This window comes from Acinetobacter sp. LipI_19 (assembly GCF_058242925.1).
Genome location: NZ_JBZAYK010000001.1, coordinates 4303399 through 4328855, shown reverse-complemented (window position 1 = coordinate 4328855; position 25457 = coordinate 4303399). Strand labels below are relative to the sequence as shown.

Annotated in this window: 18 protein-coding genes; 13 read left to right on the top strand and 5 right to left on the bottom strand. The window is 39.8% G+C overall.

Annotated elements, in window-relative coordinates; all coding sequences use genetic code 11:
* Window positions 1-38: 38 nt before the first annotated feature.
* The 3 genes from AC4CVF_RS20710 to hisIE all read left to right on the top strand — a co-directional run bounded on the left by AC4CVF_RS20710 (window position 39) and on the right by hisIE (window position 3673).
* Complete coding sequence (locus tag AC4CVF_RS20710; protein ID WP_336953711.1) at window positions 39-1121, top strand: patatin-like phospholipase domain-containing protein; 1083 nt, start codon at window positions 39-41, stop codon at window positions 1119-1121.
* Between the two features lie 310 nt (window positions 1122-1431).
* A complete protein-coding gene (locus AC4CVF_RS20705) occupies window positions 1432-2721 on the top strand; it encodes an FAD-dependent oxidoreductase (protein WP_490789897.1) in 1290 nt (429 codons plus the stop codon).
* A 166-nt stretch (window positions 2722-2887) separates the two neighbouring features.
* Window positions 2888-3673, top strand: a complete 786-nt coding sequence (hisIE, locus tag AC4CVF_RS20700) for a bifunctional phosphoribosyl-AMP cyclohydrolase/phosphoribosyl-ATP diphosphatase HisIE (protein ID WP_490789896.1) — start codon at window positions 2888-2890, stop codon at window positions 3671-3673.
* A gap of 57 nt (window positions 3674-3730) precedes the next feature.
* On the opposite strand, the gene AC4CVF_RS20695 is transcribed toward hisIE, so the two are convergent.
* Window positions 3731-5728 carry a PhoX family protein gene (locus tag AC4CVF_RS20695; protein ID WP_336953708.1) on the bottom strand — a complete coding sequence of 666 codons (1998 nt, stop codon included), beginning with the start codon at window positions 5726-5728 and terminating at the stop codon, window positions 3731-3733.
* 261 nt (window positions 5729-5989) lie between these two features.
* On the opposite strand from AC4CVF_RS20695, the gene AC4CVF_RS20690 reads away from it, so the two are divergent.
* The 9 genes from AC4CVF_RS20690 to AC4CVF_RS20650 all read left to right on the top strand — a co-directional run bounded on the left by AC4CVF_RS20690 (window position 5990) and on the right by AC4CVF_RS20650 (window position 16546).
* Entirely contained in the window at window positions 5990-7483 is a 1494-nt protein-coding gene (locus AC4CVF_RS20690) for a UvrD-helicase domain-containing protein (RefSeq protein WP_004725463.1), read from the top strand.
* Between the two features lie 93 nt (window positions 7484-7576).
* Entirely contained in the window at window positions 7577-8950 is a 1374-nt protein-coding gene (locus tag AC4CVF_RS20685; protein ID WP_490774584.1) for an ATP-binding protein, read from the top strand.
* 451 nt (window positions 8951-9401) lie between these two features.
* Window positions 9402-12239 carry a monovalent cation/H+ antiporter subunit A gene (locus AC4CVF_RS20680; protein WP_336953706.1) on the top strand — a complete coding sequence of 946 codons (2838 nt, stop codon included), beginning with the start codon at window positions 9402-9404 and terminating at the stop codon, window positions 12237-12239.
* A gap of 3 nt (window positions 12240-12242) precedes the next feature.
* The gene (locus AC4CVF_RS20675) at window positions 12243-12608 is read left to right on the top strand and encodes a Na+/H+ antiporter subunit C (RefSeq protein ID WP_336953705.1); all 366 of its coding nucleotides are present in this window, start codon (window positions 12243-12245) and stop codon (window positions 12606-12608) included.
* Window positions 12608-14410 (top strand): monovalent cation/H+ antiporter subunit D, encoded by a 1803-nt coding sequence (locus tag AC4CVF_RS20670; RefSeq protein WP_490789895.1) that lies wholly within the window; start codon window positions 12608-12610, stop codon window positions 14408-14410. Before AC4CVF_RS20675 ends, AC4CVF_RS20670 begins: the two co-directional genes overlap by 1 nt.
* A complete protein-coding gene (locus AC4CVF_RS20665; protein WP_336953703.1) occupies window positions 14411-14932 on the top strand; it encodes a Na+/H+ antiporter subunit E in 522 nt (173 codons plus the stop codon). It begins immediately after the preceding gene.
* Window positions 14929-15204: a monovalent cation/H+ antiporter subunit F gene (locus tag AC4CVF_RS20660; RefSeq protein WP_004816687.1), complete on the top strand. Its 276-nt coding sequence runs from the start codon at window positions 14929-14931 to the stop codon at window positions 15202-15204. The genes AC4CVF_RS20665 and AC4CVF_RS20660 overlap by 4 nt, the downstream gene beginning before the upstream one ends.
* Window positions 15205-15227: 23 nt before the next feature.
* Window positions 15228-15608: a Na+/H+ antiporter subunit G gene (locus AC4CVF_RS20655; protein ID WP_419328028.1), complete on the top strand. Its 381-nt coding sequence runs from the start codon at window positions 15228-15230 to the stop codon at window positions 15606-15608.
* A gap of 311 nt (window positions 15609-15919) precedes the next feature.
* On the top strand, window positions 15920-16546 hold the full coding sequence (locus AC4CVF_RS20650; RefSeq protein ID WP_336953702.1) for a riboflavin synthase subunit alpha: 627 nt from the start codon (window positions 15920-15922) through the stop codon (window positions 16544-16546).
* Window positions 16547-16590: 44 nt separating this feature from the next.
* On the opposite strand, the gene AC4CVF_RS20645 is transcribed toward AC4CVF_RS20650, so the two are convergent.
* Together AC4CVF_RS20645 and AC4CVF_RS20640 are read right to left on the bottom strand one after the other, a co-directional pair.
* Window positions 16591-17481 carry a metal-dependent hydrolase gene (locus AC4CVF_RS20645; RefSeq protein WP_336953701.1) on the bottom strand — a complete coding sequence of 297 codons (891 nt, stop codon included), beginning with the start codon at window positions 17479-17481 and terminating at the stop codon, window positions 16591-16593.
* A 565-nt stretch (window positions 17482-18046) separates the two neighbouring features.
* Window positions 18047-18400, bottom strand: a complete 354-nt coding sequence (locus AC4CVF_RS20640; RefSeq protein ID WP_336953700.1) for a winged helix-turn-helix transcriptional regulator — start codon at window positions 18398-18400, stop codon at window positions 18047-18049.
* Between the two features lie 91 nt (window positions 18401-18491).
* Here AC4CVF_RS20640 and AC4CVF_RS20635 point away from each other — a divergent pair, with 91 nt between their 5' ends.
* Window positions 18492-19040 (top strand): NAD(P)H-dependent oxidoreductase, encoded by a 549-nt coding sequence (locus tag AC4CVF_RS20635; protein ID WP_336953699.1) that lies wholly within the window; start codon window positions 18492-18494, stop codon window positions 19038-19040.
* Window positions 19041-19114: 74 nt separating this feature from the next.
* On the opposite strand, the gene AC4CVF_RS20630 is transcribed toward AC4CVF_RS20635, so the two are convergent.
* Together AC4CVF_RS20630 and gltB are read right to left on the bottom strand one after the other, a co-directional pair.
* Window positions 19115-20536, bottom strand: coding sequence for an FAD-dependent oxidoreductase (locus tag AC4CVF_RS20630; protein ID WP_004725441.1), 1422 nt, complete (start codon window positions 20534-20536; stop codon window positions 19115-19117).
* A gap of 90 nt (window positions 20537-20626) precedes the next feature.
* Complete coding sequence (gltB, locus tag AC4CVF_RS20625) at window positions 20627-25102, bottom strand: glutamate synthase large subunit (protein ID WP_336953698.1); 4476 nt, start codon at window positions 25100-25102, stop codon at window positions 20627-20629.
* Between the last annotated feature and the right edge of the window lie 355 nt (window positions 25103-25457).

Below are 25457 nucleotides of genomic sequence, written 5' to 3'. Positions count from 1 at the left end.
CTCTACAATAAAAATATCCGTTTGAGTGAGTGAAAATCATGACCCAAATTCTACAAAAACGCCCTGCAGGAATTGTCTTACGTGCAGGCTCACTTGCCAAACAACGCATACAACAAGAAGGATTATCTGCACATCAAGTAGATATGATTCCTGGTGCAGCTGGCGGCCCCAAAGGTATTGGTTTAATGGGGCTAGATCAAGCAATTTTCGGGGATTTTCTCCAACGGGCAAAACAAAGACGCTTTTTAATCGGTTCATCCGTCGGTGCATGGCGCTTTGCTGGAATTTTAGCGCAAGGTGAACAAGTCGGTCCTGAGCGTTTGGCAGAGTTATATATTAACTTACCCTTTCATAAAAAGATGAACATTGCAGAGATTGAGAAAATATCTCGCGACATGTTGTCCAACATTTTAGACCAACACAGCCAAAAACTGGTCGAACATCCCGAGTATCACCTCACAATTATCGCTGCAAAAGCAGAACATTTATTTCAAAGTGACCAAAAGCTTGCACTGTATAGCTCCTTACTCGGCATTATCGGCAGTAATGCAATTTCAAGAAACCATCTGAATAAATTTATGCAACGGGTCATCTGTCAGCCAGCCCAGTTCCCTCAATTTAAAATTCAAGATGACGCTTTTAAAACCCATTATTTAAATTTTAATCAGCACAATGTTGCGGATTGGCTGATGGCCTCAGGTTCGATTCCAGCAATTACACCTGCGGTAAGAAATATTTCCGATGCGCCACAAGGCGCGTATCGAGATGGTGGTTTGATCGACTATCACATCGATTTGCCTTTTGAGAGTAAAGGGATTGTTTTATATCCACATTTTTCCGACAGCATCATTCCAGGCTGGTTTGACAAAATGTTTAAATCTCGCACTGCCAATCCTGAAAACCAAGCACGGACTTTACTGATCTCGCCTTCTCAAGACTATTTAAAATCTTTACCTTTAGGACGTTTACCAGATCGTAAAGATTTTGTGATGAAAGGTCTCGATGATCAGAAGCGAAAACAATTGTGGAAGCAGTCTGTAGCAGAAAGTCAGCGGCTGGGTGATGAATTTTTAGAAATGCTGGAGAAACAAAATTTTACTGAAGTGATGCTAGATTTATAATTATTACACCGCATTATTCACCTCATCAATCGTTAAATTAATATGATTTTCAATAATTTAAATTTACCAAAACACCATTCTTGATGACTTGGGATAAATGACGTGAGATATAAGTCTGAGACATGAGCCAGTCATAGCTCAAGCTTTACATCATGTATTTTTCACTGAATTTAATCAGTGTCTGGCCTCGTCTATATGCGTTGATTTTTGGCTAAGCCCAATCAAGGAATAAAGAGCTTGATTCAAATTATCCCTTGTTAATTTCTTGCTTTTTGTTAAATTTAAATTATTCAAAGCACTTACTCTAATAATGAATCAAACTAAAATTCCAAAATTTGCCATCGTCGGTGCAGGAACAGCAGGGCTTGCTGCAGCAATTTTACTCGCACAACAAAATATTCAGGTCACCATTTTTGAGAAAGTATCTGAGCTTAAACCTGTCGGTGCGGGCTTATTACTTCAACCGTCTGGACTTGCAGTTTTTGAGCACTTAGATGTGCTTGATGATGCGGTTAAACTCGGTGCAATGGTCACAGGCTTAGAGGGACAACTCGCCAATGGTTTTAAATTGGTAGATAGTCATTATGCTCAAGCCGATCCTGATTTTTATGGTTTAGGTATCCATCGAGCCAGCTTATGCCATGTCTTGGCAAAGAAATGTCATGAATACCCTGATCTGATCACTTGGCAAATGAATGCCGATATTCAAAAGCTTGAAGAATCTATTTATGAAATTAGAGTTTTGGGTACGGTCAATGCTGAGTCTTTTGATGAGGTCTTTGATAGCGTTATTATTGCCAACGGCGCGCGAAGCCAACTGAGACCAAACGCATGGGTTAAAGTCGATCAAGCCTATCCTTGGGGCGCCAAATGGACCATTGTTCCCGAATGCTTACAGCTCAACACTCAAATTCTGCATCAATTTTATGACCGCTCCAAGATCATGATGGGAATATTACCGACAGGTGCGATTCCAGCCCAATCCGATCAACGACTTTCCAGTATCTTCTGGAGTCTTCCAACAGATCAGCTTGGAAATTTTTTACCTCATCAACACGCCCGCTTAGAATGGTTAAAAGAAGTATCTAAACGCTGGAAGCCCGCTGCAGAATGGTTAGAGCAAGTCATTGTCAATCCTGAACAAAAACAGCAATGGTTTTCTGCCCATTATCGTGATGTGGTTTTATCTAAGTTTGGTGAAAGACGTATAGGCATTATTGGAGATGCTGCACATGCTATGAGCCCACAGCTTGGGCAAGGTGCAAACATGGCACTTTTAGATGCATGGGCTTTAGGACAAGCAGTCCATGTGGCACGAAACAATGAAACGATCGATTATTCGAAGCTGTGGCAAAACTATCATCAACATCGCAAAAGCTCATCCGCATTTTATCAATTTTTAAGCCGTTTACTGACGCCTTTATATCAATCTGATCTTTGGTGGGCAGGTGGTTTACGAGATCTAAGCTTCTCGTGGATGTATCGTATCCCTTATTTTCGTAAAGAAATGGCAATCACCGTGTCGGGATTAAAATCGGGTATGTTTAGTCAAATGAAGTATGAGGATATTGCTCGATCGTCTTTGGTAAGAGGAAAATAATGTGCACTCAAGTTGCCAATTCTGTAATTTTAAAGTGTGAACAAGCGTTTTAATCTCGACTCAATCCATAATCAATATTTTCCTAAAATGCTAGAAATAACGTACACTATACAACCGCTAGCATGTCAAAGTAGCACTCTTTCTTTTTATAACTTGGTGAAATCCTATGAACAATCTGCAATGGCTCGATGAAGTAAAATTTAACGAACAAGGACTTATTCCTGCTATTGCACAACATCATCAAACTGGACGTATTTTGATGGTGGCATGGATGAACCGTGAGGCATTACAACTGACTGCTGAAAAAATGCAGGGCGTTTATTTTTCTCGTTCACGAAATAAGTTATGGTTCAAAGGCGAAGAGTCTGGCCATTTTCAAACCGTTTATGAAATCCGTTTAGACTGTGATGCCGATGTCATCGTCTTACAAATTGAACAGCATGGTGGAATCGCCTGCCATACAGGTCGAGAGTCTTGCTTCTATCGTAAGCTCACTGCAACTGGTTGGGAAACTGTCGATGCACAATTAAAAGATCCAAATGCAATATACGGTGAAAAACCTTCATCAAATCCACATAGCATTGCCATGAATAGCTCCAATGCGCAGGCTGAACAGCTAGAAGTCTTGGGTTATTTAGGCAAAATGATGGCTGAACGTAAAGCAGCTGATCCAGATTCTTCTTATGTGGCAAAGCTTTACCACAAAGGTTTAAATAAAATCTTAGAGAAAATTGGTGAAGAAAGTATCGAAACCATCATTGCTGCAAAAGATTTTAAATCTGAAGCGTGTGAAGATCATAAAAATGATCTGATCTATGAAGTTGCAGATCTATGGTTCCATACCATTGTGATGCTTGGTTATTTTGAGTTGGATGTGCAATTGGTACTCAACGAACTTGCACGCCGTCAAGGGCTTTCTGGCCTAGTTGAAAAAGCCAATCGAGATCATTAATTGGGTATTTATAAAAAAAGCAGCGAAATATCGCTGCTTTTTTATTTAAAACTAAAATTATGAAGATTTTTTCTCAACCGAAGGTGCAACTGGGTCTGCTGTTAAATAACCCACTGCTGCTGCAAAACGATCTTTATAATTCGCTCGAATCAAAGGATCTAAAGTTGCTTGAACCTTACTATGTAAAGAACCCCAATCCCCTGCATGCTGGAAGTTACTCATAATATAAGTCCAACCATTGATTGAATCGACTGCATGTAAACCTGTAGATTCAGCACCTGCTGGGCAAGAAAGAATACGATCTAATTTCTTGGTATCTACATTATACGCCCATAAGTAGTTATTCACATGGTTACCACTGTCTTCACCAATGAATAAGGTACGGAATGTTTCAGAGAACTTTAAGTTATCCGCACTTGCAATCGTGTTTGGATCAGAAGTGTTACCAATACCTAGTGGATCAGCAGCTGCATCAATATCCTTCCCGATTAACAGCATATGCGATTGATAAGGTACCCACTCACTGACGATTGGACTACCTGATTTATCACTCTTAGACCCTGCTAGATCATGTGCAACAATTCCACCTGCTGAAATTTTCTTAGCGAATGACACGTTATGCGTATCGACCCAAGCCGCATTGCCTTTGATCATTGAATCTTGAATATTGGCTAAAGCAGAATAAGCAACTTTGTCTTTGGCATTGACTGTTGTGCCTTCCATTTTTGTAAATGCCATACTACCGCCCATCAAAGCAGCGTAACGATGGGTTTCTAAGAATGCTGCTGCTTTTTCCATTCCAGGTTTAACTTTCACCCAAATGGTTTTCTTTTGCAGAATAATTTTAGTATAGCTTACATCTTGTGGATCTTTGTCCAAGCTTTCCATGATCTCTGTTGGTTGAATATTTCTAACATTCACCAAATCTTCAATTTCTTGGCTAGTTGCATGACCCAACTTAATCCATTGAATTTGTGCTGTTGAGGTTTCATTTAACTCATTCAAATACTTCGCCACATACAATGTTCCCGCAGATAAGTCTTTTTCTTTATCTGCAACAAACATAAACAAGCCACCATTGGTATAGTCATCACCCATTAACGCAGTACGATTATCTGGCATAACTTGGATTAGTTCATGTGAGATACGACCTAAACAATAATGTTTTTTTGCAGTACCTGTACCATCTTTGTTCACTGTAATTTCAGGCAAATGTCCATAGTTATAAGGTTTTGCAGAGGTTTCATCACCATAGACGTTTTTACTATAGGCTTTCATTGTTGCCATATCCGTGCCTAAGCCCTGACCAAATGCATCTGGCTCGTATTCTTCACTTGAAAGGTGTGTTCCCCAAGGTGATAAACTCGCACCACACGTAATCCATAAACCATGTGCTTTAGACATATCGACATTATGATATTTAACTAAAGTTAAATGACCTGTTTTCGGATCTTGATCCAGTGAAATTACCCCAATCGGTGATGGCAATTTACCATACATATCATTGCCAGCTAAATCACGAGTCGTATATTCAAATTGCACCACCGCAAATACAGGGTTGCCTTTTACACCATCAACCTTGGCATCTTTGACTGTCAATAATGAAGTACCATCTGGGCAATCTGAAAAGAATTGACGTTCTTTGCCTGCTACAGATTTATCCATAATTGGTTGGTTTTTGATATCATAATAACCACCAGCCAAGATCTTCCCACCTTTTCCATCATTGATCATATCGCCTGTTTGGAAGAAGGTTTTATAGGCAAGTTTGTAGTCAGTCTTGGTATTGTCATCCCAAGTTACAGCCAAGCCTGAAGCAACTGTTGTTGTTGCCATTGCTGCTGCATTTGCCAATGTTGGTGCATCCATCGGCGTAAATGTTGCAGATTTTAATTTAGCTGGATTGATCGGCGGTTTAACTGCAGTATTTTTATCATCATCGTTACATCCTGCTAGTGTGGCTGAAGTTGCCATTGCCCCAAGTGGAAGAAATGGAATGCTGGCTAACCAAGTAAGCACTTCACGGCGTGTATGTCGGCTGGCTGAATTTGTCATAACTTTATCCGAATATGTTTTAGAATTTTCCCCTGCTCAGTTTAGAAAGCAGTTATGACAATCTAGTTTCACTTTTAAGTCATTTTAAAGACAAAAGCCCCAATACCTCATATTATGATAAAAATGATCAGGATACGCTCCGCAGATTATTAGCGCAGTCGTTTAAATAACATCTTGTTAGATTTCACCCTAGTGCTGAGCAATTTTTGCTATACTCTGTCCCATATTGAATTTTCAAGCTAATAAGATTTTATAAATACTGTGCCTTATTCTTTTACACCCACATCTGAGCAAAGCTTTGCAATCGCAGAAGCGAAAAAAGGACAATCATTTAAAGTGATTGCCTATGCTGGCACAGGTAAAACCACGACTTTGCAGTTAATCAGTGATGCGATGACGGAGCGCCGTGGGATGTATTTGGCCTTTAATAAGGCAATTGCCACAGAAGCACAGAATAAATTTCATCAAAATGTAGATTGCCGAACCTTCCACTCTTTGGCGTTTCGTAGTGTATCGCGGGGAGTCACCGATAAATTACGCCTGCCGCGTTTAAGTCCCAGTTTTATTGCCAAAGAATATCGCCTCGAACCCATCACACTTAGACGTTTAATGGGCGGGCGTTATGAAAAATATGTGCTAATGCCCAGTCGTTTAGCGAGTTTAGTGGCCAATGCTGTAAGTTATTTCTGCTCGACCAGCTCACAATATCCAGCACCACGTCATATCCAAGCACCAAGTTGGCTGCATGCAGATGATATCGAGTCTTTACAAAAACACCTTTACCCTGCTGTAGAAAGACGTTGGTTAGAGTCGATTGATACCAATCATCAAGCAGGCATAGGTCATGATATTTATTTAAAACTCTGGGCATTATCAGACCCATTTATTCCAGCAGATTATGTACTCTTTGATGAAGCACAAGATGCCGATCCATTAATGCTTGGTATTTTATTGCGCCAGCGTAATACTCAAGTGATTTATGTGGGTGATGCACATCAACAAATTTACGCATGGCGTGGTGCGGTCAATGCCATGCAACAAATGCCACTTCCTGAATCTCGTTTAACCACTTCATTCCGTTTTGGTGATGCGATTGCAGATGTGGCCAATCATTTGCTCGGTGCATTGGATGAAACTGTGCCTTTATTGGGCAACCCTGAAATGAAATCGAGTGTGGTCAATAAACCACATACCAAAATGCGTGATGCGATTTTATGTCGTACCAATGCACGCGCAATGGAGTTACTACTTTCTGGTCTCGTGCAAGGCGATAAGGTTGGATTACAAGCCGATCATGCAAAACTCAACCGTTTTGTTGATGCGGCAAGTTTGCTTAAACAAGGCAAACGTGTTGTTGATGTGCCTGAACTGGCTTGGTTTAACTCTTGGCATGATGTACATGAATACTGTGAAACCAACGATGGCAGTGATATCAAACCCTTAGTCAAATTGGTTGACGATCACGGTACGGAACCGCTCAAAAAAGCACTTGCTAAAATAACCCCAATAGAGCAAGCTGATTATGTGATTTCAACTGCACATAAGGCCAAAGGGCTAGAATGGAATCGTGTACATATCGAAGATGATTACCAATTTAAAATAAACGGTTTAGAACATAAAATCAGCGATGAAGAATTAAGGCTGTTATATGTCGCCTGTACACGGGCAAAGGTCAGCTTAAATATTCATCACATCTATGATCTCGTGCAACAATTGAAAGTAAAAGCGCCATTTAAAAATAAAGCAACAGCATAAGGTTTTTGACTCACTCATCTGTATCAGCGAAAAAAATCGCAAGGTGAAAATATCAACAGCTTTTTATGCTGTCAGTCAATTTTCAGGTATCCTATGAAACTAGCAGCAATTCATTTTCGCCACACATACCATTTTGCTGATTTAAAAATAGACTTTAATTATAAAAACAAACCAATCAGTTTAATTGTTGGCGAACAAGCCAGTGGTAAAACGGCAATTATTAAAAATATTTACCAAGCTTTGACTTGGTTTCCTGCACGTCTAAAAGATTTGCGCACCCCTGGTGTGGTAATGCTCGACCAAGACATTATGCAAGATCGAGTACAATCCAAAATAGATGTTAAAATCAAATTCCCAATAGAGTTTGGTCAACTTGCAGAAAGCACTGCAACAGCAGAACAAGATCCGCAAACTTGTCATTGGCAACTATATAAAACCTTAAATAGTTCTGGTGTTGGTCTGAGTAAAGTTGACTTAGCACAACTCGAACAGCTGGTAGAACGTTATAATCTAGTACTCAAAAAAGATCCTGTTCAAGGCTTACCTTTAATTGCCTACTACCCTGCTGAACGATTTGTAAATGAAGTGAATATTCTCAATAAAAATAATCCTATTATTTTACAAGCGCACTATGCCTATGAATTAGTACCGATTCCATATACCACCTTTGCACGATTTTTCGAATGGTTTCGCGAAATCAGTGATATCGAAAATGCACAAATCGCGCAACTTTTTCAAATTGTTTTGGCGCAAAAAGAATCATCAAATCAAGTTGATGAGGATTTTCAAAGTATTTTATTTCAAGCTCGTTCTCAATTACATGCCCCTAGTTTAAAAGCCTTAAAGCAAAGCTTGAGTATCGTCCTTCCTGAAGTCACAGATCTCTATTTAGAGTATCAACCTAAATTGCAGTTGATGGTCACTTATAGAAATCAAAGTTTGACTTACTCACAACTTTCTAACACAGTCAAAAATTGGTTGGCCTTAGTCGGTGATTTAGTGCGTCGCATGTGCTTACTCAATCCTTTAAGTCTTTATCCTTGTGAAGAAGGTGAAGGCATCTTACTGATTGATCAAATTGATGTTGATTTAGACCAATTTGGCCTACAGCTAATTCTCGATCGTTTAAATCAGGCCTTTCCTCGTTTACAGATCATTGCCACAGCCAGTCATGAAGAGCTTCTCGAGCAAGCCGACGAATATCAATGTTTTAAATTGGATAATAAAGAGCTTTATGAAATTCAGAACAATAAAGTATGGCAAGAATACCAAGATATTTATGAAAACTTGCTCAAAGAAATCCCAGAAACCTCTGAACAAGATTTACTTGAACCCGAACCCAATCTGCCAGTCAATGTTCAACAACTTTTTGAGCAGTTTAAACACCTTACTGAAGAACAAAAAACCGAATTAAAACGTTTAATCCAATCTGGTGATGACCAAGCTTCACATAAGTTCTTATCATAAGAAATAACTCAGCCTAAAGACGTCAATATCAGACAATGAATGATCATTAATCGCATGACACTGTCTTTTATACTCCTTTCTCAAATCATGAATATATTCACGTTCATATTCATTGTTGTATAAAATTCAATACAACATAGATTGATTGTTACAGCATGATTTTCAAGCAGCAAAAAGTCATATGAAGCGTATAATTACAAATGTTTGCGTAAAAAACGACAAAATAAATTGATGTTATTCTACTCATGTAATAAGATGAAAAAATCAATTTAAATTAGATTTTTCAATGCAAATTGATTTTCTAATCGCTTTCTCAAGTTGCGCAACACAACTCATTTTTTAATTACTAATTTAATTCGGCTTTCAAGATTTAAGTTATTGGACTGTTCCTTGCATTCCTCAAATCCTTGAAAGATAAGATTCACATAGGTTTCACGACCTATTCACGACAATGGATACGCGTGTGCTTCCGATTATTATTCTTTTACCATTAATACTTGGCACTATCGTTGTTCTGTGGCTGAAGCAATTCTCTCGCGGGGTAACAGCTTTAGGGGCAATCGGGGTCAGTTTAAGCAGTTTTATCCTGCTACTGACTCAAGCGAAAACAGTATTAAGTGGACAAGCCGTTTTAGAGCAGTGGCAATGGCTACCTCAAATTGGTATTGATTTTAGTTTCCGATTAGATGCTTTAAGTTTAATTTTTTCATTGCTGATCACGGGGATCGGTACACTGATTTATATCTATGCCTATTATTATCTAAACCCGAAAAATTCTCTGAGTAAGCTCTATGCATTGTTGATGCTGTTTATGGCCGCAATGTTGGGCATTTCTTTGTCGAATAATTTAATTATTTTATTGGTTTTTTGGGAATTGACCAGTATTTCATCGTTCTTGCTAGTGGGCTATTGGAGTAACTACGACGCTGCGCAACGTGGTGCACGGATGGCGCTGACCATCACTGGTATGGGTGGCTTAGCCATGCTGGGTGGATTTATTCTGATTGGTCAAATCGCAGGAACCTATCAAATTGACCAACTCACCATGATGGCGAGTACAATTCAAAATAGTGGTTTATTTGTTCCCGCTTTATTGTTGATTTTATTGGGTGCGTTTACTAAAAGTGCGCAATTTCCCTTCCATTTCTGGCTCCCCAATGCCATGGCAGCACCAACCCCTGTATCCGCCTATCTGCATTCAGCAACTATGGTAAAAGCAGGGATTTTTCTGGTTGCACGCTTATTGCCAATCTTTGTTGGCTCGGCATTGTTCCATAATCTTGTCACCACAATTGGTCTGCTGACCTTATGTATGGCGGCATTTTTTGCCATCTTTAAAGAAGATTTAAAAGGCTTACTGGCTTATTCAACCATCAGTCATTTAGGCTTGATCATGTGCCTTTTGGGTATAGGTTCACCTTTAGCCGTGGCTGCTGCAGTTTTCCATATCATCAATCATGCAACCTTTAAAGCGGCATTATTTATGCTGGCGGGGATCATTGACCATGAGTCTGGTACACGTGATTTAAGAAAGTTAAGTGGACTATGGCAATTTCTTCCATTTACAGCAACATTAACCATGATTACCGCTGCAAGTATGGCCGGTGTACCTTTGACCAATGGCTTTATCTCGAAAGAAATGTTCTTTACTGAGCTATTGGCAAACTTATCTGGTGGCTATGTTGTGTTGGCAGCGATTATCGCTACATTGGCAGGTTTATTTGCGGTTGCTTATTCAGTTCGTTTGGTACATGGTGTGTTTTTTGATGGTGATGTGGGGCGTGATGTTCCCAATAAAAATGCCCATGAGCCGCCAATCGGTATGCGAATTCCAGCAATCATATTGGCAACTTTATGTATTTTAGTGGGGATCATTCCTGCGCTGTTGGTTGAAAACATTGTCAATGCCGGAACACGCGCATCAACACAAATTGCAAGTTTTGAAGGGGTTCATTTAGCCATCTGGCATGGCTTTAATTTACCGTTACTGATGAGCGCAATTGCCTTAATTGGTGGCGTAATTTTCTATTTCGCCATGGCCAAAGGCGGGCGAATTCGTGAAATTGATCTTGATCCACGCTTAGGTCGTTTCCAAGGCAAATTATTATTTGAAGATTTCCTTAAAAATCTCCTGCTGATTTCACGCAAAATTAAGAAAAAAACTGAAACTGGCTCATTACAGAACTATTTATTGTGGATTTTGGCCTTAAGTATTGCCGTGGTTGCCACACCATTGATCAACCAAAATTTAACGACAGGAACACGTGAACTCACACATGCACCCTTTACTGCAATCGTGCTGTGGTTGTTATTGTTCTCTGCCTGCTGGATGATGCTGTGGTTTCACCATGAACGTATCAAAGCGGTTCTGATTAGTGGTGCAATTGGTTTGGTCGTGACAATGATTTTCATCACTCTCTCTGCGCCAGACTTAGCACTGACACAAATTACCGTGGATGTTGTCACAACAGTTCTGCTATTGATGAGTTTATCACTACTTCCTCAATTAACCCCTTATGAGTCCAGCCAAACACGTCGTTGGCGTGACGCAATCATTGCAATTGGTGGTGGTATTGGTATCGGTTGGATTACATGGTTGATCATGACACGTGATCATAATTCGATTTCATGGTTCTTTGTTCAGCAGTCCATTCCTTTAGGTGGCGGCTCAAACATCGTCAATGTCATTTTGGTTGATTTCCGTGGTTTTGATACATTTGGTGAAATTGCTGTATTGGGCATCGCAGCCATTGGTGCACTATGTATGATGGATGGAATGCGGGCACATGGCACCACCATCACTCAAGGTCTGAGCTATCGCTTCAATCCATCTCCGTTGATGTTCCGTATGACGGCTTCATGGGTACTACCGGTTGCACTTGTGGTAAGTCTGTATATCTTCCTACGAGGACATAATTATCCTGGTGGTGGTTTCATTGCAGGCTTGATTACCTCTATGGCATTGGTCATTCAATATATTGCGATGGGACAAGATCATGCTGAAAAAATGCTACGTGCTCAATCGGGTCGTTTATATGAAATCTGGATTGGTTTAGGGCTGATCATTGCTGGAATTTCAGGCCTTGCATCTTGGTTCTGGGCACGTCCATTTCTCACCAGTGCACATGTTTATGTGGAATCAGGACTGTTTGGCAAATTCCATTTTGCCTCTGCTGCTGGTTTTGATCTTGGCGTATACGTCACGGTTGTTGGTGCAGCAATGCTTCTCATTTCTGTTTTAGGCGACTCCAGACATTCAAGTATGTCTGGTCCAGTACCCAAGGAGTAATGCATGATCAGTTTAGAATTTTTAATTGCATCTGCGATTGGATTATTGGTTGCCTCAGGAATTTATCTCATTCTTCGTGCCCGTACCTTTCCTGTTGTTCTTGGATTGGCAATGATTGGCTATGCAGTCAATATTTTCCTGTTTGCAATGGGAAGAATACAAATCAGTTCACCTGCAATTTTAACTCAAGCGACCAAAGTCACTGACCCTTTGCCCCAAGCCTTGGTATTAACTGCAATTGTTATTGGCTTTGCGACAACTGCTTTTATTGTTCAGTTAGCATTACGCAGTCGTTATGAGTCAGGAACAGACCATGTCGATACCAAAGAGGAACCGAGTAATTTTGACCCACGTGAGGATGAGCCATAATGACCAGCTTTTTAGATTTTTGGTATGCTCACTCTCCAATCCTGAGTATTTTGATTCCTGCATTTACAGGCTTTTTGCTGATTTTATTAGGCAATCCTGGTTCTGGTGCTTTAAAACATGATTGGCGCCAACCTTGGCGTCGTGGCATTAGCTTAATTTCGGTTATCCTTGGACTTGCCACTGCTATTGCTTATCTTATTCAAGCCAATACAGGGAAAATCTTTGTTTATCAACTCGCTGAGTGGTCGGCACCTTTTGGGATTGTCTTGGTACTGGATCGCTTATCCGCGTTAATGTTGGTGCTCACCTACACTCTTGCAGCGCCTGTATTATGGTTTGCCAGCAAAGAATGGGACGAAAGTGGTCGTTATTTTCATGCCATGTTTCATCTTCTGTTAATGGGGTTGAGTGGTGCATTCTTAACAGGTGACTTATTTAACCTCTTTGTATTTTTTGAAATATTACTAATGGCATCTTATGTCTTACTGTTACATGGTCAAGGTAAAGCCCGTTTTCAATTAGGTATTCACTACGTCACCATCAACTTACTGGCTTCTGCCCTATTCCTCATCGGTTTAGGCATGATTTATGGCAGTGTGGGCAGTTTGAATATGGCGGATGTCGGCCGTTTATTACCAACCTTGGAACATGATCAACATCGTCTTGCTATAGCAGGTGGTTTGCTTCTATTTGTTGTATTTGGCATCAAAGCAGCGATGTTACCTGTGGGTTTCTGGTTACCAAAAACCTATGCTGTTGCCGCGACACCCGTTGCTGCTATTTTCACTATTATGACCAAAGTAGGTGTGTATGCAATTTTACGGGTCAATGGCACTGTCTTTAATGATGAACTTGGTCAAACGATCTTTAGCAATTACTTATTACCAATTGGTTTAGTAACTTCATTATATGGTGTGATTGGTGCGCTTGCAGCTGAACGCTTACGCCGCTTTGTTGGCTTTATGGTGTTATCCTCAGTCGGAACGATTTTAGTTGCCATTGCCATGTTTAACATAAAAGCATGGACGGCTGGGTTATATTACCTCGTTCACAGTACCATCATTGCGGCCTCATTCTATTTGCTTTGTGGTTGGATTACCTCACAGCGTGGCGCATTCAAAGATCATCTCAAAGTGGCGCCGAAGATGAAGCAAGATAAAGTCATTGCCATAACGTTCTTCCTCATCGCTTTGATAATGGCAGGTTTACCACCATTTAGCGGTTTTTTAGGTAAAGTATTAATCTTACAGGCAACTGCAAATTTGGCTGCGCAAGGTTGGATTATTGCAATTATCTTGATTGTGAGTTTTTTAAGTATTGTTGCATTTACGCGCGTCGGATTTATCTTATTTTGGCGAGCAACAACACCTGAGGACAATCCGAAAGAAGATGCTTATAAAGCCTATCAAGCTTTACCCGAGCAAGCCCCTGTACGTAACGACAAAAGCGTTTACCTATTACTGGCAGGACTGATTGCCTATGTGGTTTGTGCAGCTCCGATTTTAAATTATGTTGAAAAAACAGCGTTGCAAATTTCTGATACATCTATTTATCAACACAGTATTTTAAAAATGGATGGGCATGGAGAAACCATTAGTGTACAGCCCTTCGATCCAAACTATGTCCCTGAAACAAAATACAACGGTGAAATGATTGATCAAAATGCACACTATATTCCGTATATTATTAGCCCTGAAACCTTAAAAGGTGAACATATTTCTGAATTTAAACAACGTCAAATTCAGGGACAAGAACAGCAACAACATGTTGAAAATACTCAACTTAAGCCAATGGAGCAATAAATGCAAAATAAATCATTATTCGCTCGTATTTTGCCCCATCCTTTTGTGTCGGTAATTGTGGCAATGAGTTGGCTCATGTTGAATCATAGCGCTGAAAGTTTTGATATTGTTGTAGCGATTAGCTTGGGATTACTCATCCCTAAACTGATTCAACCTTTTATCATTCATACGCCCAATATTCATTGGAAAAGCGCCATTCAATTATTTTTTGTGGTGCTATGGGACATCGTCATCAGTAATATCAAAGTTGCTAAACAAGTCTTAGGTCCAACCAAAAATCTCACCCCGAAATGGTTTCGAGTTCCTTTGGAAACCGACCATGAACATGTCAATACTTTATTGGCGATGATCATTACCACGACCCCAGGTACAGTCAGTGCTGGGATTGATCAAGAACGTGGTGATATTTTGGTTCATGCACTAAGTTGTGATGATGTAGACGCAGAAATTCAAGCGATTAAAGCCCGCTATGAAGTTCCTTTAATCGAAATCTTTGACCTGCAACGAGGAGCACGTTCATGAGTATTTTACCTTATGCACTTGGTATTTGCCTGCTCGCAGTGACCATCTCCATGTTGTTATGTTTGGTCCGTTTGGTGATGGGCCCTTCTATCGTAGATCGATTACTGGCATTGGATACATTGTTTTTAAATGCAACCTGCTTAGTTGTCATTCTTGGCATTTATTGGGCAAGTACCTCAATGTTTGAAGGCGCATTATTGGTTGCAATGCTGGGCTTTGTTTCAACTGCTGCACTGGCTCGTTATTTTACAACGGGTCATGTGGTTGATTAAGGAGAAAGTACATGGAAAATAATATGCAAATTGTCATGGAAATCATCGTTTCATTGTTCTTGATTGTTGGTGCGTTTTTTACTTTGGTGGGTGGCATAGGTATGGTCAAATTACCAGACTTATTTATGCGTCTACATGCACCGACCAAATCCAGTACCTTGGGTTTAGGCAGTTTTTTAATCGCGGGAATGATTTACGCAGCATTTAACAGTCGTTTAGGTTTTGCAGAGTTATTGATCACACTGCTTGCCTTTATTACAGCTCCCGTATCGGCAAATTTGATTGCGCAGGCAGCAATTCATTTACGTCTACGTTCAACCTCTGGTGATGTACCTGAAGCGATTAATCGTCCTTTACCATGGCAACGTCAAAAAATCATAAAACAGTTTAAAGATAAGATTTAATTCATTTTCTGACTGATTGTTGATTGGTTGGTTGGCTAAATTAAATTGGACTGAGTCTAGGTACATACTGACTTAGTCCAATTTAAGCCACAATCAAGCTTAGATCGTCTGAAATACATTATCATCAAACTATATAAACTTTTCACTATAAAATAAGTCTTTGCAATCCTTACTGCTATATTCATTCTCTTTTAAAAAGTCATCTAAGTATGATGTTAGGCTCTTCTATACAACATAAATCTAAAATTCAGCCCTAGTCCTCTTCAATGAAATCTGTACAATAAAAATCAGCTAAATAAAAGAGATCAGCGATGTATACAGGTATCGTTCAAGGCTTAGAAAAAGTTGTAAACATCCAACAAGGTGATAATTTTACAACCCTTTATATTTCCAATGAAAATGGCTTTTTAAATGATGTTTTTATTGGCGCCAGTGTCGCAATCGATGGTACATGCCTAACCGCAACAAGTTTTGATGCTGTTGCAAATATAGCCTCATTCGATGTTTCAGCATTGACCACGTCTCTCACCACATTACAATTTTTAAAAATTGGTGATGAAGTCAATATCGAAAGATCTATCAAAGCTGGCATGGAAAACGGTGGGCACAATATTTTTGGGCATATCGAAGGTATGGCAACCATTAAAGATGTGGTTCATACCGGTGAAACACTACACATTGATATCGTTATTCCAGATGACAATATCAAATACTTCTTTAAAAAAGGCTTTATTGGACTGCAAGGTTGTAGTTTAACAGTCAATCGTGTGGATCGGAAAACCAATGAAATTTCAGTGGATTTAATTCCAGAAACCTTACGTTTGACGACATTTAAACATGTCCAAATTGGTGGCAAACTCAATTATGAAATTGACCAAATGACCCGCACTATGGTCGATACTTTAGAAAGTATCCATCAACGTCAGCAAGAAAACTAAAAGAGCCAATCATATAAATTAGCCCTTTGATCTAAAGCATTGTCTTAACTATATAACGGCAGGTGCACTTCTTCTTGGAAACTTTCCATTCCATAATCATCTGCCAGCTTTTCTTTCCAATACGCCACAATCTTCGAATAATCAATTTCATCCGGATGAAAGTCAGATTTGTAATAAGATAAATATTCAGGAATCAATGAAATCAACATTTTAGAAATCATATATACTCCAAAGATATTTTGCGGCACTTTTGGTAGACTTTTTCTCCAGTCTTGCATAAACAAACGGGTAGCCGAATAAAACGTTAAACTTGCAAAACCCGTAGTCACATTACGCATTACTGTACGACGAGTACGATCATCTTTATAAATCGCCTGATATACATCAAATGCCACTGCACGATGCTCAATTTCTTCGATTGCATGCCATACCCAAAGCTTAACGGCATCATCATCTAGAGTGCTTAAAACTTCAGGGTGACGAAGAATATAGCCGCCCAATAATGCAGTAAAATGTTCAAAAGCTGCGGTAACAGCAAGTTGTAATTTCGGATGTACACTTTTAATCAGTGTATCTCGACGCGCCAACCATGCTTGGAAACTGTCTAAGTTATAATCATCACGGCGCCATGCATCATTGAATTCCGTATGGGCTTTGGAGTGCATGGCCTCTTGACCAATAAATGCTGCAATTTGCGCTTGCAATTTTTCATCCGTGATTTTGTCACGTACATTACGCACACTATGTACAAAGAACTGCTCACCAATCGGAAATGTTGAAGAAAGCGCAGTCAATAAATGTGACATCACAGGAGAATTGGCAAAAAAATGTCTGCGAATTGCTTTTGGGTTAAAGCTTGGTTTACGGACTTTGATACCAATAGCTTTAGGACGATTTAAATATGATTTTTCTGCCGTCGCTTGAACTGTTGACATAAGGATAATCCTACATTTGTCTGAATTTAAGCTATATTGGCACAATCTCAATATTTGTATATTGCAGAATCATCCACACAGTTGACCTAAAATATCATTTTCAAGAAAACACATGGCTCAATTAAAAATCCAAAAAAATTAAAAATATAAGATATTGATAAAATTAAATTTATTAAAAATAAATATATTTATTATCTTCACAAAAAGTGCTTTATCGTTTACACAAAGCCTAAAATCGAGATTTATAAGCATGCTTTTATTGACTTAAATGACATTTTTCAATCAGATTGAATTATGTTTTAATTTTTAAAACAATCACATAGGATCCATTCAAAATTAGAACTCAATTTATAAATATTTATGCTTGCAACGTCATATAAACATTCAAAAAAGCATGTGTTTTATAGAACTCAAACAAACAGGATTCGTCTAGGAATTTTTTGTATAAAAAACAAATTGTTGCTTTAGTGTGATTGGCAAATTTTATGACCAAACCACTCTACTCATCGCCTTTTATAGCTGATTTAATCTTTAAAACTGCTTCTTTTAACGCCATCACTTTGAATTAGCTTTGCGCTGAAAAACCATGTGCCCAAGCAGATAAAGCATCCAGTACAGGAATAAATGTTTGACCAAATGCAGTTAATTCATACACCACTTTGACTGGAGGCTTGTCACCAAATACGGTTCTGGAAATAAAACCATTCTTTTCCAGTTGCTTAAGTTGCAAACTTAAGGTCATTTCTGTGATATCTGGCATATCACGCTTAAGTTGATTAAAGCGTTTTGATTGCTCTTTTAAGTAATAGAGAATCACGGTTTTCCATTTCCCACCGATTAAATCCATCACCATGCTAATCGGACAGTGATAAGTCTTATCGTGAAAGGTCACTTCACATGTATTTTGCTCAGTATTCATTTTTTCATCCAGCTATCAAAATGGATAGTTATTGTACATAAAAACTATAATATTTATATTCACTATAATTTTTATAGTTGGAAAAACCAAGATGGCATTACTGATTTTAGCGCATCCCAGTTTTACTGAATCTGTCGCAAATAAAACCATTGTCGATGAATTATCAAGAACTCAAACTGATTTAGAAATTCGTCATATTCATGATTTATATCCAGATTATCAAATTGATATTGCTGCTGAACAAAGCGCGCTATTAAGACATGAGCTGATTATTTTACAATGTCCTATGTACTGGTTCAGTATACCTGCCATTTTAAAAATTTGGTTTGATCAGGTATTTACACATCAATTTGCCTATGGTTCTAAAGGAGACAAGCTTAAACATAAAAAGCTTTTGCTGAGTATGACCATTGGTCAACCTGAGCAGAATTTTAATACGGAACAACAGCATTCATTATTGGAGGACTTTTTATCTCCAATTCAAAAATCAGCGCTTTATACCGGAATGGAATATTTAAAACCCGTGTTCTTATATAATATTTCAACTGTTTTAGGGCATACACATGCTGAAATAAGAACTCGAGCAAAACAACATAGCTTAAAGTTAAATCATTATCTGCAAATGATTGACTCAAATTAATTTTTTGAGTTTGCTGCATTAAAAAGCCCGCATGACTGCGGGCTCTTAAATAGCTGTTATTTAGTATCTAAAAATTAAACATCAAGATAATCCAAAATCCCTTCAGCAGCTTCACGACCTTCCCAGATTGCAGTCACCACCAAATCAGAACCACGTACCATATCTCCACCCGCAAAGATTTTTGGATTAGAGGTTTGGAATTTGAATTGTTGTTTTTCAGCAGCAATGACTCGGCCAGAACCATCTAGCCCAATATTTGCACCAGCAAACCATTCTGCTGGGCTAGTACGGAAACCAAAAGCCAGTAATACCGCATCTGCGGGTAAAACTTCTTCAGATCCTGGAATCGGCTCAGGACTACGACGACCACGGCTATCTGGGTCACCCAACTGGGTAGTCACAACTTTTACACCCGTCACTTTACCATTTTCACCGACGATTTCGATCGGCTGACGGTTGAACTGGAAGTCCACCCCTTCTTCACGCGCATTCTTCACTTCTCGACGTGAGCCTGGCATATTTTCTTCATCACGACGGTAAGCACAGGTTACTGATTCTGCGCCCTGACGGATTGAAGTACGGTTACAGTCCATTGCCGTATCACCACCGCCTAGAACGATGACTTTTTTGCCCTGAACACTGATGTATTCAGACGGGTCTTTTTCCCATCCTTGTGTGCGGTTAACATTTGCAATTAAGAAATCAAGTGCATCATAAACACCATCAAAATCTTCACCTGCAAAACCACCTTTCATATAGGTATAAGTTCCCATACCCATGAATACAGCATCATAGTCTGCAAGCAGTTGGTCAATCGTAATATCTGTACCAATTTCAGTATTTAAGCGGAATTCAACCCCCATACCTGTGAAAATTTCACGGCGGCGTTTCATCACGTCTTTTTCCATTTTAAATTCTGGAATACCAAAAGTAAGCAATCCACCAATTTCAGGACGCTTGTCAAATACAACAGGTTTTACCCCATTACGCACTAAAATATCTGCACACCCTAAGCCTGCTGGACCTGCACCGATAATGGCAACTTTTTTGTTGGTCCATTTTACCGATGACATATCTGGACGCCAGCCCAAAGCAAAGGCGGTATCATTGATATATTTTTCTGCATTACCAATGGTCACAGCACCAAAACCATCATTCAGGGTACAAGCACCCTCACATAAACGGTCTTGTGGACATACCCGACCACATACTTCTGGCAAGGTATTGGTTTGATGGCAAAGCTCAGCCGCTTGGAAAATACGTCCTTCTGCAATCAGTTTTAACCAGTTTGGAATATAATTATGTACAGGACATTTCCATTCACAATATGGGTTACCACAGCCTAAACAACGGTGGGTCTGGTTTGCTGCAACTTCCGCTGTAAAAGGTTTATAAATTTCCACAAACTCTGCTTTGCGGACATTAATATCTTTTTTCTCTGGATCTTGGCGTGCTACATCCAGAAATTGAAAGTCATTATTCAGGCGTTCAGCCATGTCTCTCTCCGTGGGTGAGCGTGGATAACTTCATTCGCTTGTGTATATCTGCGAAGTTATCCACACCTACCTAAAATTTGAGTAGTGGAATTATTGTGGATCTGCTTGAGTTGTTTTCAAAAGCGTTTGTAAATTAGCCGCTTTTGGTTTCACAAGCCAGAATTTACGGCTATAGAAATCAAACTCGTTGCGAATCTTGTACGCCCAAGCACTACCTGTTTCAGCAATGTGTTCATCTAAGATACGAAGTAAGAATTCTTGATGTTCTTCCATCGCTTCTGTAGAAATACGGTTTAATTCAATCAATTCGTGGTTGTAGTAATCAACAAAGTCGTTATCCAAGTCAAGTACATAAGCAAAACCACCGGTCATACCTGCACCAAAATTGTGTCCAACTTTACCCAGTACAGTCACGATACCGCCTGTCATATATTCACAGCAATGGTCGCCTGCACCTTCAATGACGGCAAACGCGCCAGAGTTACGTACAGCAAAACGCTCGCCCGCTGTACCCGCAGCAAATAATTTACCGCCTGTTGCACCATACAAACAGGTATTGCCGATAATTGCCGTTTCTTGAGTTTGGAATGGTGAACCTTTTGGTGGGAAGATCGATACTCGACCACCTGCCATACCTTTGCCCACATAGTCGTTTGCATCACCTTCAAGGCTGATATGCAAACCACCAGCATTCCATACACCCAATGACTGACCCGCAGTTCCTTTTAAATTCACTTTAACAGGATGTGCTTCCATACTGAGGTTGCCATAACGTTTGGCAATTTCACCTGAGAGACGCGCACCAATTGAACGGTCACAGTTACCCACGGTAAAATGGAACTCACCACCAGTACTTGCTTCAATCGCTGGTAGCATTTCTGCCACCATTTTTTCGGCAAGAATACCCTTATCAAATGGTTCATTGCCTTGTACTTGGCAATATTGCGCTTTGCCTTCCGCAGATGGGTGTGATTCTAACAATGCACTTAAATCTAAATGCGCATGTTTATCCGTTTCACCCGGCAACATCTCAAGTAGATCAGTACGACCGATCAAATCTTTCAATGATGCAACACCTAAAGCCGCCAACCATTCACGTGTTTCTTCCGCAATAAAGTGGAAGAAATTAATCAGCATTTCTGGCTCGCCAATATAATGTTCTTGACGTAAATGATCTTGCTGAGTTGCCACACCTGTTGCACAGTTATTTAAGTGACAAATACGCAGATATTTACATCCAAGCGCGATCATTGGGGTAGAACCAAAACCAAAGCTCTCCGCACCCAGAATCGCAGCTTTTACTACATCTAAACCGGTTTTCAAGCCACCATCGGTTTGTACACGTACTTTACCGCGCAGGTCATTAACACGAAGTGCTTGATGCGCTTCTGAAAGACCCAATTCCCATGGCGAACCAGCATGGTGAATAGACGATAAAGGTGAAGCAGCTGTACCACCGTCATATCCAGAAATGGTAATGAAGTCTGCATAGGCTTTTGCAACACCTGCTGCAATTGTCCCCACTCCTGGCTCCGATACTAGTTTTACAGATACCATGGCTTGTGGATTGACTTGCTTTAAGTCAAAGATCAGCTGCGATAAATCTTCAATAGAATAAATATCATGGTGCGGTGGTGGTGAAATCAAAGTCACCCCTGGAACCGAGTAGCGTAAACGTGCAATTAATCCATTCACTTTACCGCCAGGTAACTGACCGCCTTCACCAGGTTTTGCACCTTGCGCTACTTTGATCTGTAACACTTCAGCAGAGGTTAAATATGCTGGTGTTACACCAAAACGACCTGAAGCAATTTGCTTAATTTTAGAGTTACGGATGGTACCATAACGTGCAGGATCTTCACCGCCCTCACCTGAGTTCGAACGACCACCGATCGTATTCATTGCGATCGCAATGGCTTCATGTGCCTCTGGTGACAATGCACCTAAAGACATACCAGCAGAGTCAAAACGTGGCAGGATTTCTTCAACTGATTCAACTGCTTCTAAAGGAATAGAATGATCAGTTTTTAGTTTCAATAAGTCACGAATCGTCGCAATTGGACGTGTATTCACCAATTCTGCGTATTCTTTAAAGTCAGCATAATTACCTGAACGTACAGATTTATGCAACGCATTGATCACATCAGGATTAAATGCATGGTATTCCTTATCAAACACAAACTTGAGCAAACCACCTTGTTCAATTGGCTTACGTGCTTTCCAAGCAATGTCTGCTAGTTTTTTCAAGTCATTTTCAAGGTCAATAAATGTTGCACCTTTAATACGGCTTGGCACCCCTGTAAAGCACTTACTAACAACTTCTTCAGATAAACCTACTGCTTCAAATAACTGCCCACCACGATAAGATGCGACTGTTGAAATCCCCATTTTTGAAAGGACTTTAAGTAAACCTTTATCAATACCTTTACGGAAGTTCGCTTGGGCATGAATTGGATCACCTAATAATTCACCTTTAGCAATCAAATCATTGATCACATCGTAAGCCAAATATGGATAAATCGCAGTTGCACCAAAACCTAAGATTACGGCAAACTGATGCGCATCACGGGCAAGTGCTGTTTCAACAATGATGTTTGCATCGGTACGTAAACCAGCATTAATCAAGAAGTGATGAATTGCACCAGTCACCATTGCAGCATTTGCGGGTAAAAAGCCTTCACGGATTTTACGATCTGAAATGACCAATAAGGTTTTGCCATCGCGAATCGCCTGTGCTGCTTCTTCACAAATACGTGAGATTGCGGCTTCAAGACCTTCAGCCACAGGGTAATTCAAATCGATATCTGCAATTTCGTAACCTTTACGGCCAAGGGTACGAATCTGATGCATTTTAGAATTTGAAAGGACTGGGCTCGATACAATTAAACGATCTGCGTGCTCTGGGCCTTGTTCAAATACATTTTGCTCACGCCCAAAACATGTTTCCAATGACATGACTATTGATTCACGTAATGGGTCAATCGGTGGATTAGTCACTTGCGCAAATTGCTGACGGAAATAATCTGTCACATGACGTACTTGACGAGACAATACCGCCATTGGTGTATCATCACCCATTGAACCTACCGCTTCCTGTCCACTTTCAGCGATTGGACGAAGCAGTTGATCACGCTCTTCAAATGTGACCATGAACATTTTTTGAGCTGCTTTTAGGTCATCGCCTTTTAAGCCTTGATCACATAAATATTCTTCAAGCTCTGGACTACCTTGCAAGCGAACTGAGTTTTCACGTAACCATTCACGGTAAGGACGCATTTTTTTCAGATGATTACTCACATCTTTGGTATCCAGCAATTTTCCAGTCAACGTATCAATTACAAGAATTTGACCAGGGCCCACACGGCCTTTAGAGATCACATCTTCAGGTTCATAACCCCACACACCAATTTCTGATGCCAAAGTGATATAACCATTTTTAGTAATCACCCAACGTGCAGGGCGTAAGCCATTACGGTCTAGCATACAAATTGCATGACGACCATCTTGGATCACCAGACCTGCTGGACCATCCCAAGCTTCCATATGCTTAGAGTTAAATTCATAAAATGCACGTAAATCCGCATCTAATGTTTCAACGTTTTGCCACGCTGGTGGAACAAGCATACGTAATGCACGGAATAGATCCATGCCACCACCCACAAGTAGCTCAAGCATATTGTCCATACTTGATGAATCTGAACCAGTACGATTTACAATCGGATTCAACTCAGTAATGCCTGGTAATAATGGGTTTTCAAATTTTGGTGTACGTGCTACTGCCCAGTTACGGTTTGCAGTAATGGTATTAATTTCACCATTATGTGCCAAATAACGGAAAGGCTGTGCCAATGGCCAACGTGGTAAAGTATTGGTCGAGAAACGCTGATGGAATACCACAATGTGTGAATCTAAACGTTCATCGGCAAGATCTGTATAGAATTCTGCAATATATGCAGGCATCATTAAGCCTTTATATGTAATCACTGTAGAGCACAGTGTTGTCACATAAAAATATGGATCTGTTGTTAATTGTTGTTCTGCACGACGACGTGCCATAAGTAACTTACGGTTAAATTCAACCTCAGTCACACCCATTGGGCAATTTACAAAAATTTGTTCAAATGCAGGTAAAGACTGCATTGCGATTGAACCCAATGCATCATTATTGGTAGGAACTACACGCCAACCAATGACTCGACAACCTTCTTCTTCAATTTCATGGGTTAGAATTTGCTTTGCATGGGCCGCAAGTGCTGGATCTAAATTTAAAAATATAGTCCCTACTGCAAAAATTTCACTCAGTGTAATGTCACTGATTTTTTTTGCTTCTTCACGGAAAAATGCTTTAGGCATAGCCAAGAGCAAACCACAACCATCACCGGTCTTACCATCTGCGGCAATACCACCACGGTGCGTCATACAGCTTAGACTATGAATTGCGGTCTTGACTAAGTCATGACTCGCATCACCCTGCATATGGGCAATCAAGCCGAAACCACAGTTATCTTTAAACTCATCCGGTTGGTATAAACCTTGAGCGGGAGCTACAGTGTTAGGCGATGGCATGTGCATAGCGTACCCTTCTTTCTACATAGGCCCATGGGAGGGCGAAAAACATTCGAACACTAAATTACGATTTTTAAGTATTTTCTTATCCCAAGTAAACCACTTAGACAGAATCGAATACCAGTCTGTTTTTACTTTAATTGCAAGATTGTTTTACAACTTCCGCACTGAAATAAAGCACTCAACCAGACTTAAATCGCACACCAACTGAATCATTTCGCTCCAAAACAGGGACAATCAACTCAATTAGCGCAACAATAAAGCAAAAAATATGCCAAATTTTATTTTTGTTCACCAAATCACTAAAAGATAGTGAAATAAAGATATTCTTTAAAATTCTAAGCTTCTTATAAAG

Bases quoted from the DNA above. Each gene is read 5' to 3' on its own strand.
- AC4CVF_RS20710 (WP_336953711.1), top strand. From the start codon at position 39: ATGACCCAAATTCTACAAAAACGCCCTGCAGGAATTGTCTTACGTGCA.
- AC4CVF_RS20705 (WP_490789897.1), top strand. From the start codon at position 1,432: ATGAATCAAACTAAAATTCCAAAATTTGCCATCGTCGGTGCAGGAACA.
- hisIE (WP_490789896.1), top strand. From the start codon at position 2,888: ATGAACAATCTGCAATGGCTCGATGAAGTAAAATTTAACGAACAAGGA.
- AC4CVF_RS20695 (WP_336953708.1), bottom strand. From the start codon at position 5,728: ATGACAAATTCAGCCAGCCGACATACACGCCGTGAAGTGCTTACTTGG.
- AC4CVF_RS20685 (WP_490774584.1), top strand. From the start codon at position 7,577: ATGAAACTAGCAGCAATTCATTTTCGCCACACATACCATTTTGCTGAT.
- AC4CVF_RS20680 (WP_336953706.1), top strand. From the start codon at position 9,402: ATGGATACGCGTGTGCTTCCGATTATTATTCTTTTACCATTAATACTT.
- AC4CVF_RS20675 (WP_336953705.1), top strand. From the start codon at position 12,243: ATGATCAGTTTAGAATTTTTAATTGCATCTGCGATTGGATTATTGGTT.
- AC4CVF_RS20670 (WP_490789895.1), top strand. From the start codon at position 12,608: ATGACCAGCTTTTTAGATTTTTGGTATGCTCACTCTCCAATCCTGAGT.
- AC4CVF_RS20665 (WP_336953703.1), top strand. From the start codon at position 14,411: ATGCAAAATAAATCATTATTCGCTCGTATTTTGCCCCATCCTTTTGTG.
- AC4CVF_RS20660 (WP_004816687.1), top strand. From the start codon at position 14,929: ATGAGTATTTTACCTTATGCACTTGGTATTTGCCTGCTCGCAGTGACC.
- AC4CVF_RS20655 (WP_419328028.1), top strand. From the start codon at position 15,228: ATGCAAATTGTCATGGAAATCATCGTTTCATTGTTCTTGATTGTTGGT.
- AC4CVF_RS20650 (WP_336953702.1), top strand. From the start codon at position 15,920: ATGTATACAGGTATCGTTCAAGGCTTAGAAAAAGTTGTAAACATCCAA.
- AC4CVF_RS20645 (WP_336953701.1), bottom strand. From the start codon at position 17,481: ATGTCAACAGTTCAAGCGACGGCAGAAAAATCATATTTAAATCGTCCT.
- AC4CVF_RS20640 (WP_336953700.1), bottom strand. From the start codon at position 18,400: ATGAATACTGAGCAAAATACATGTGAAGTGACCTTTCACGATAAGACT.
- AC4CVF_RS20635 (WP_336953699.1), top strand. From the start codon at position 18,492: ATGGCATTACTGATTTTAGCGCATCCCAGTTTTACTGAATCTGTCGCA.
- AC4CVF_RS20630 (WP_004725441.1), bottom strand. From the start codon at position 20,536: ATGGCTGAACGCCTGAATAATGACTTTCAATTTCTGGATGTAGCACGC.
- gltB (WP_336953698.1), bottom strand. From the start codon at position 25,102: ATGCCATCGCCTAACACTGTAGCTCCCGCTCAAGGTTTATACCAACCG.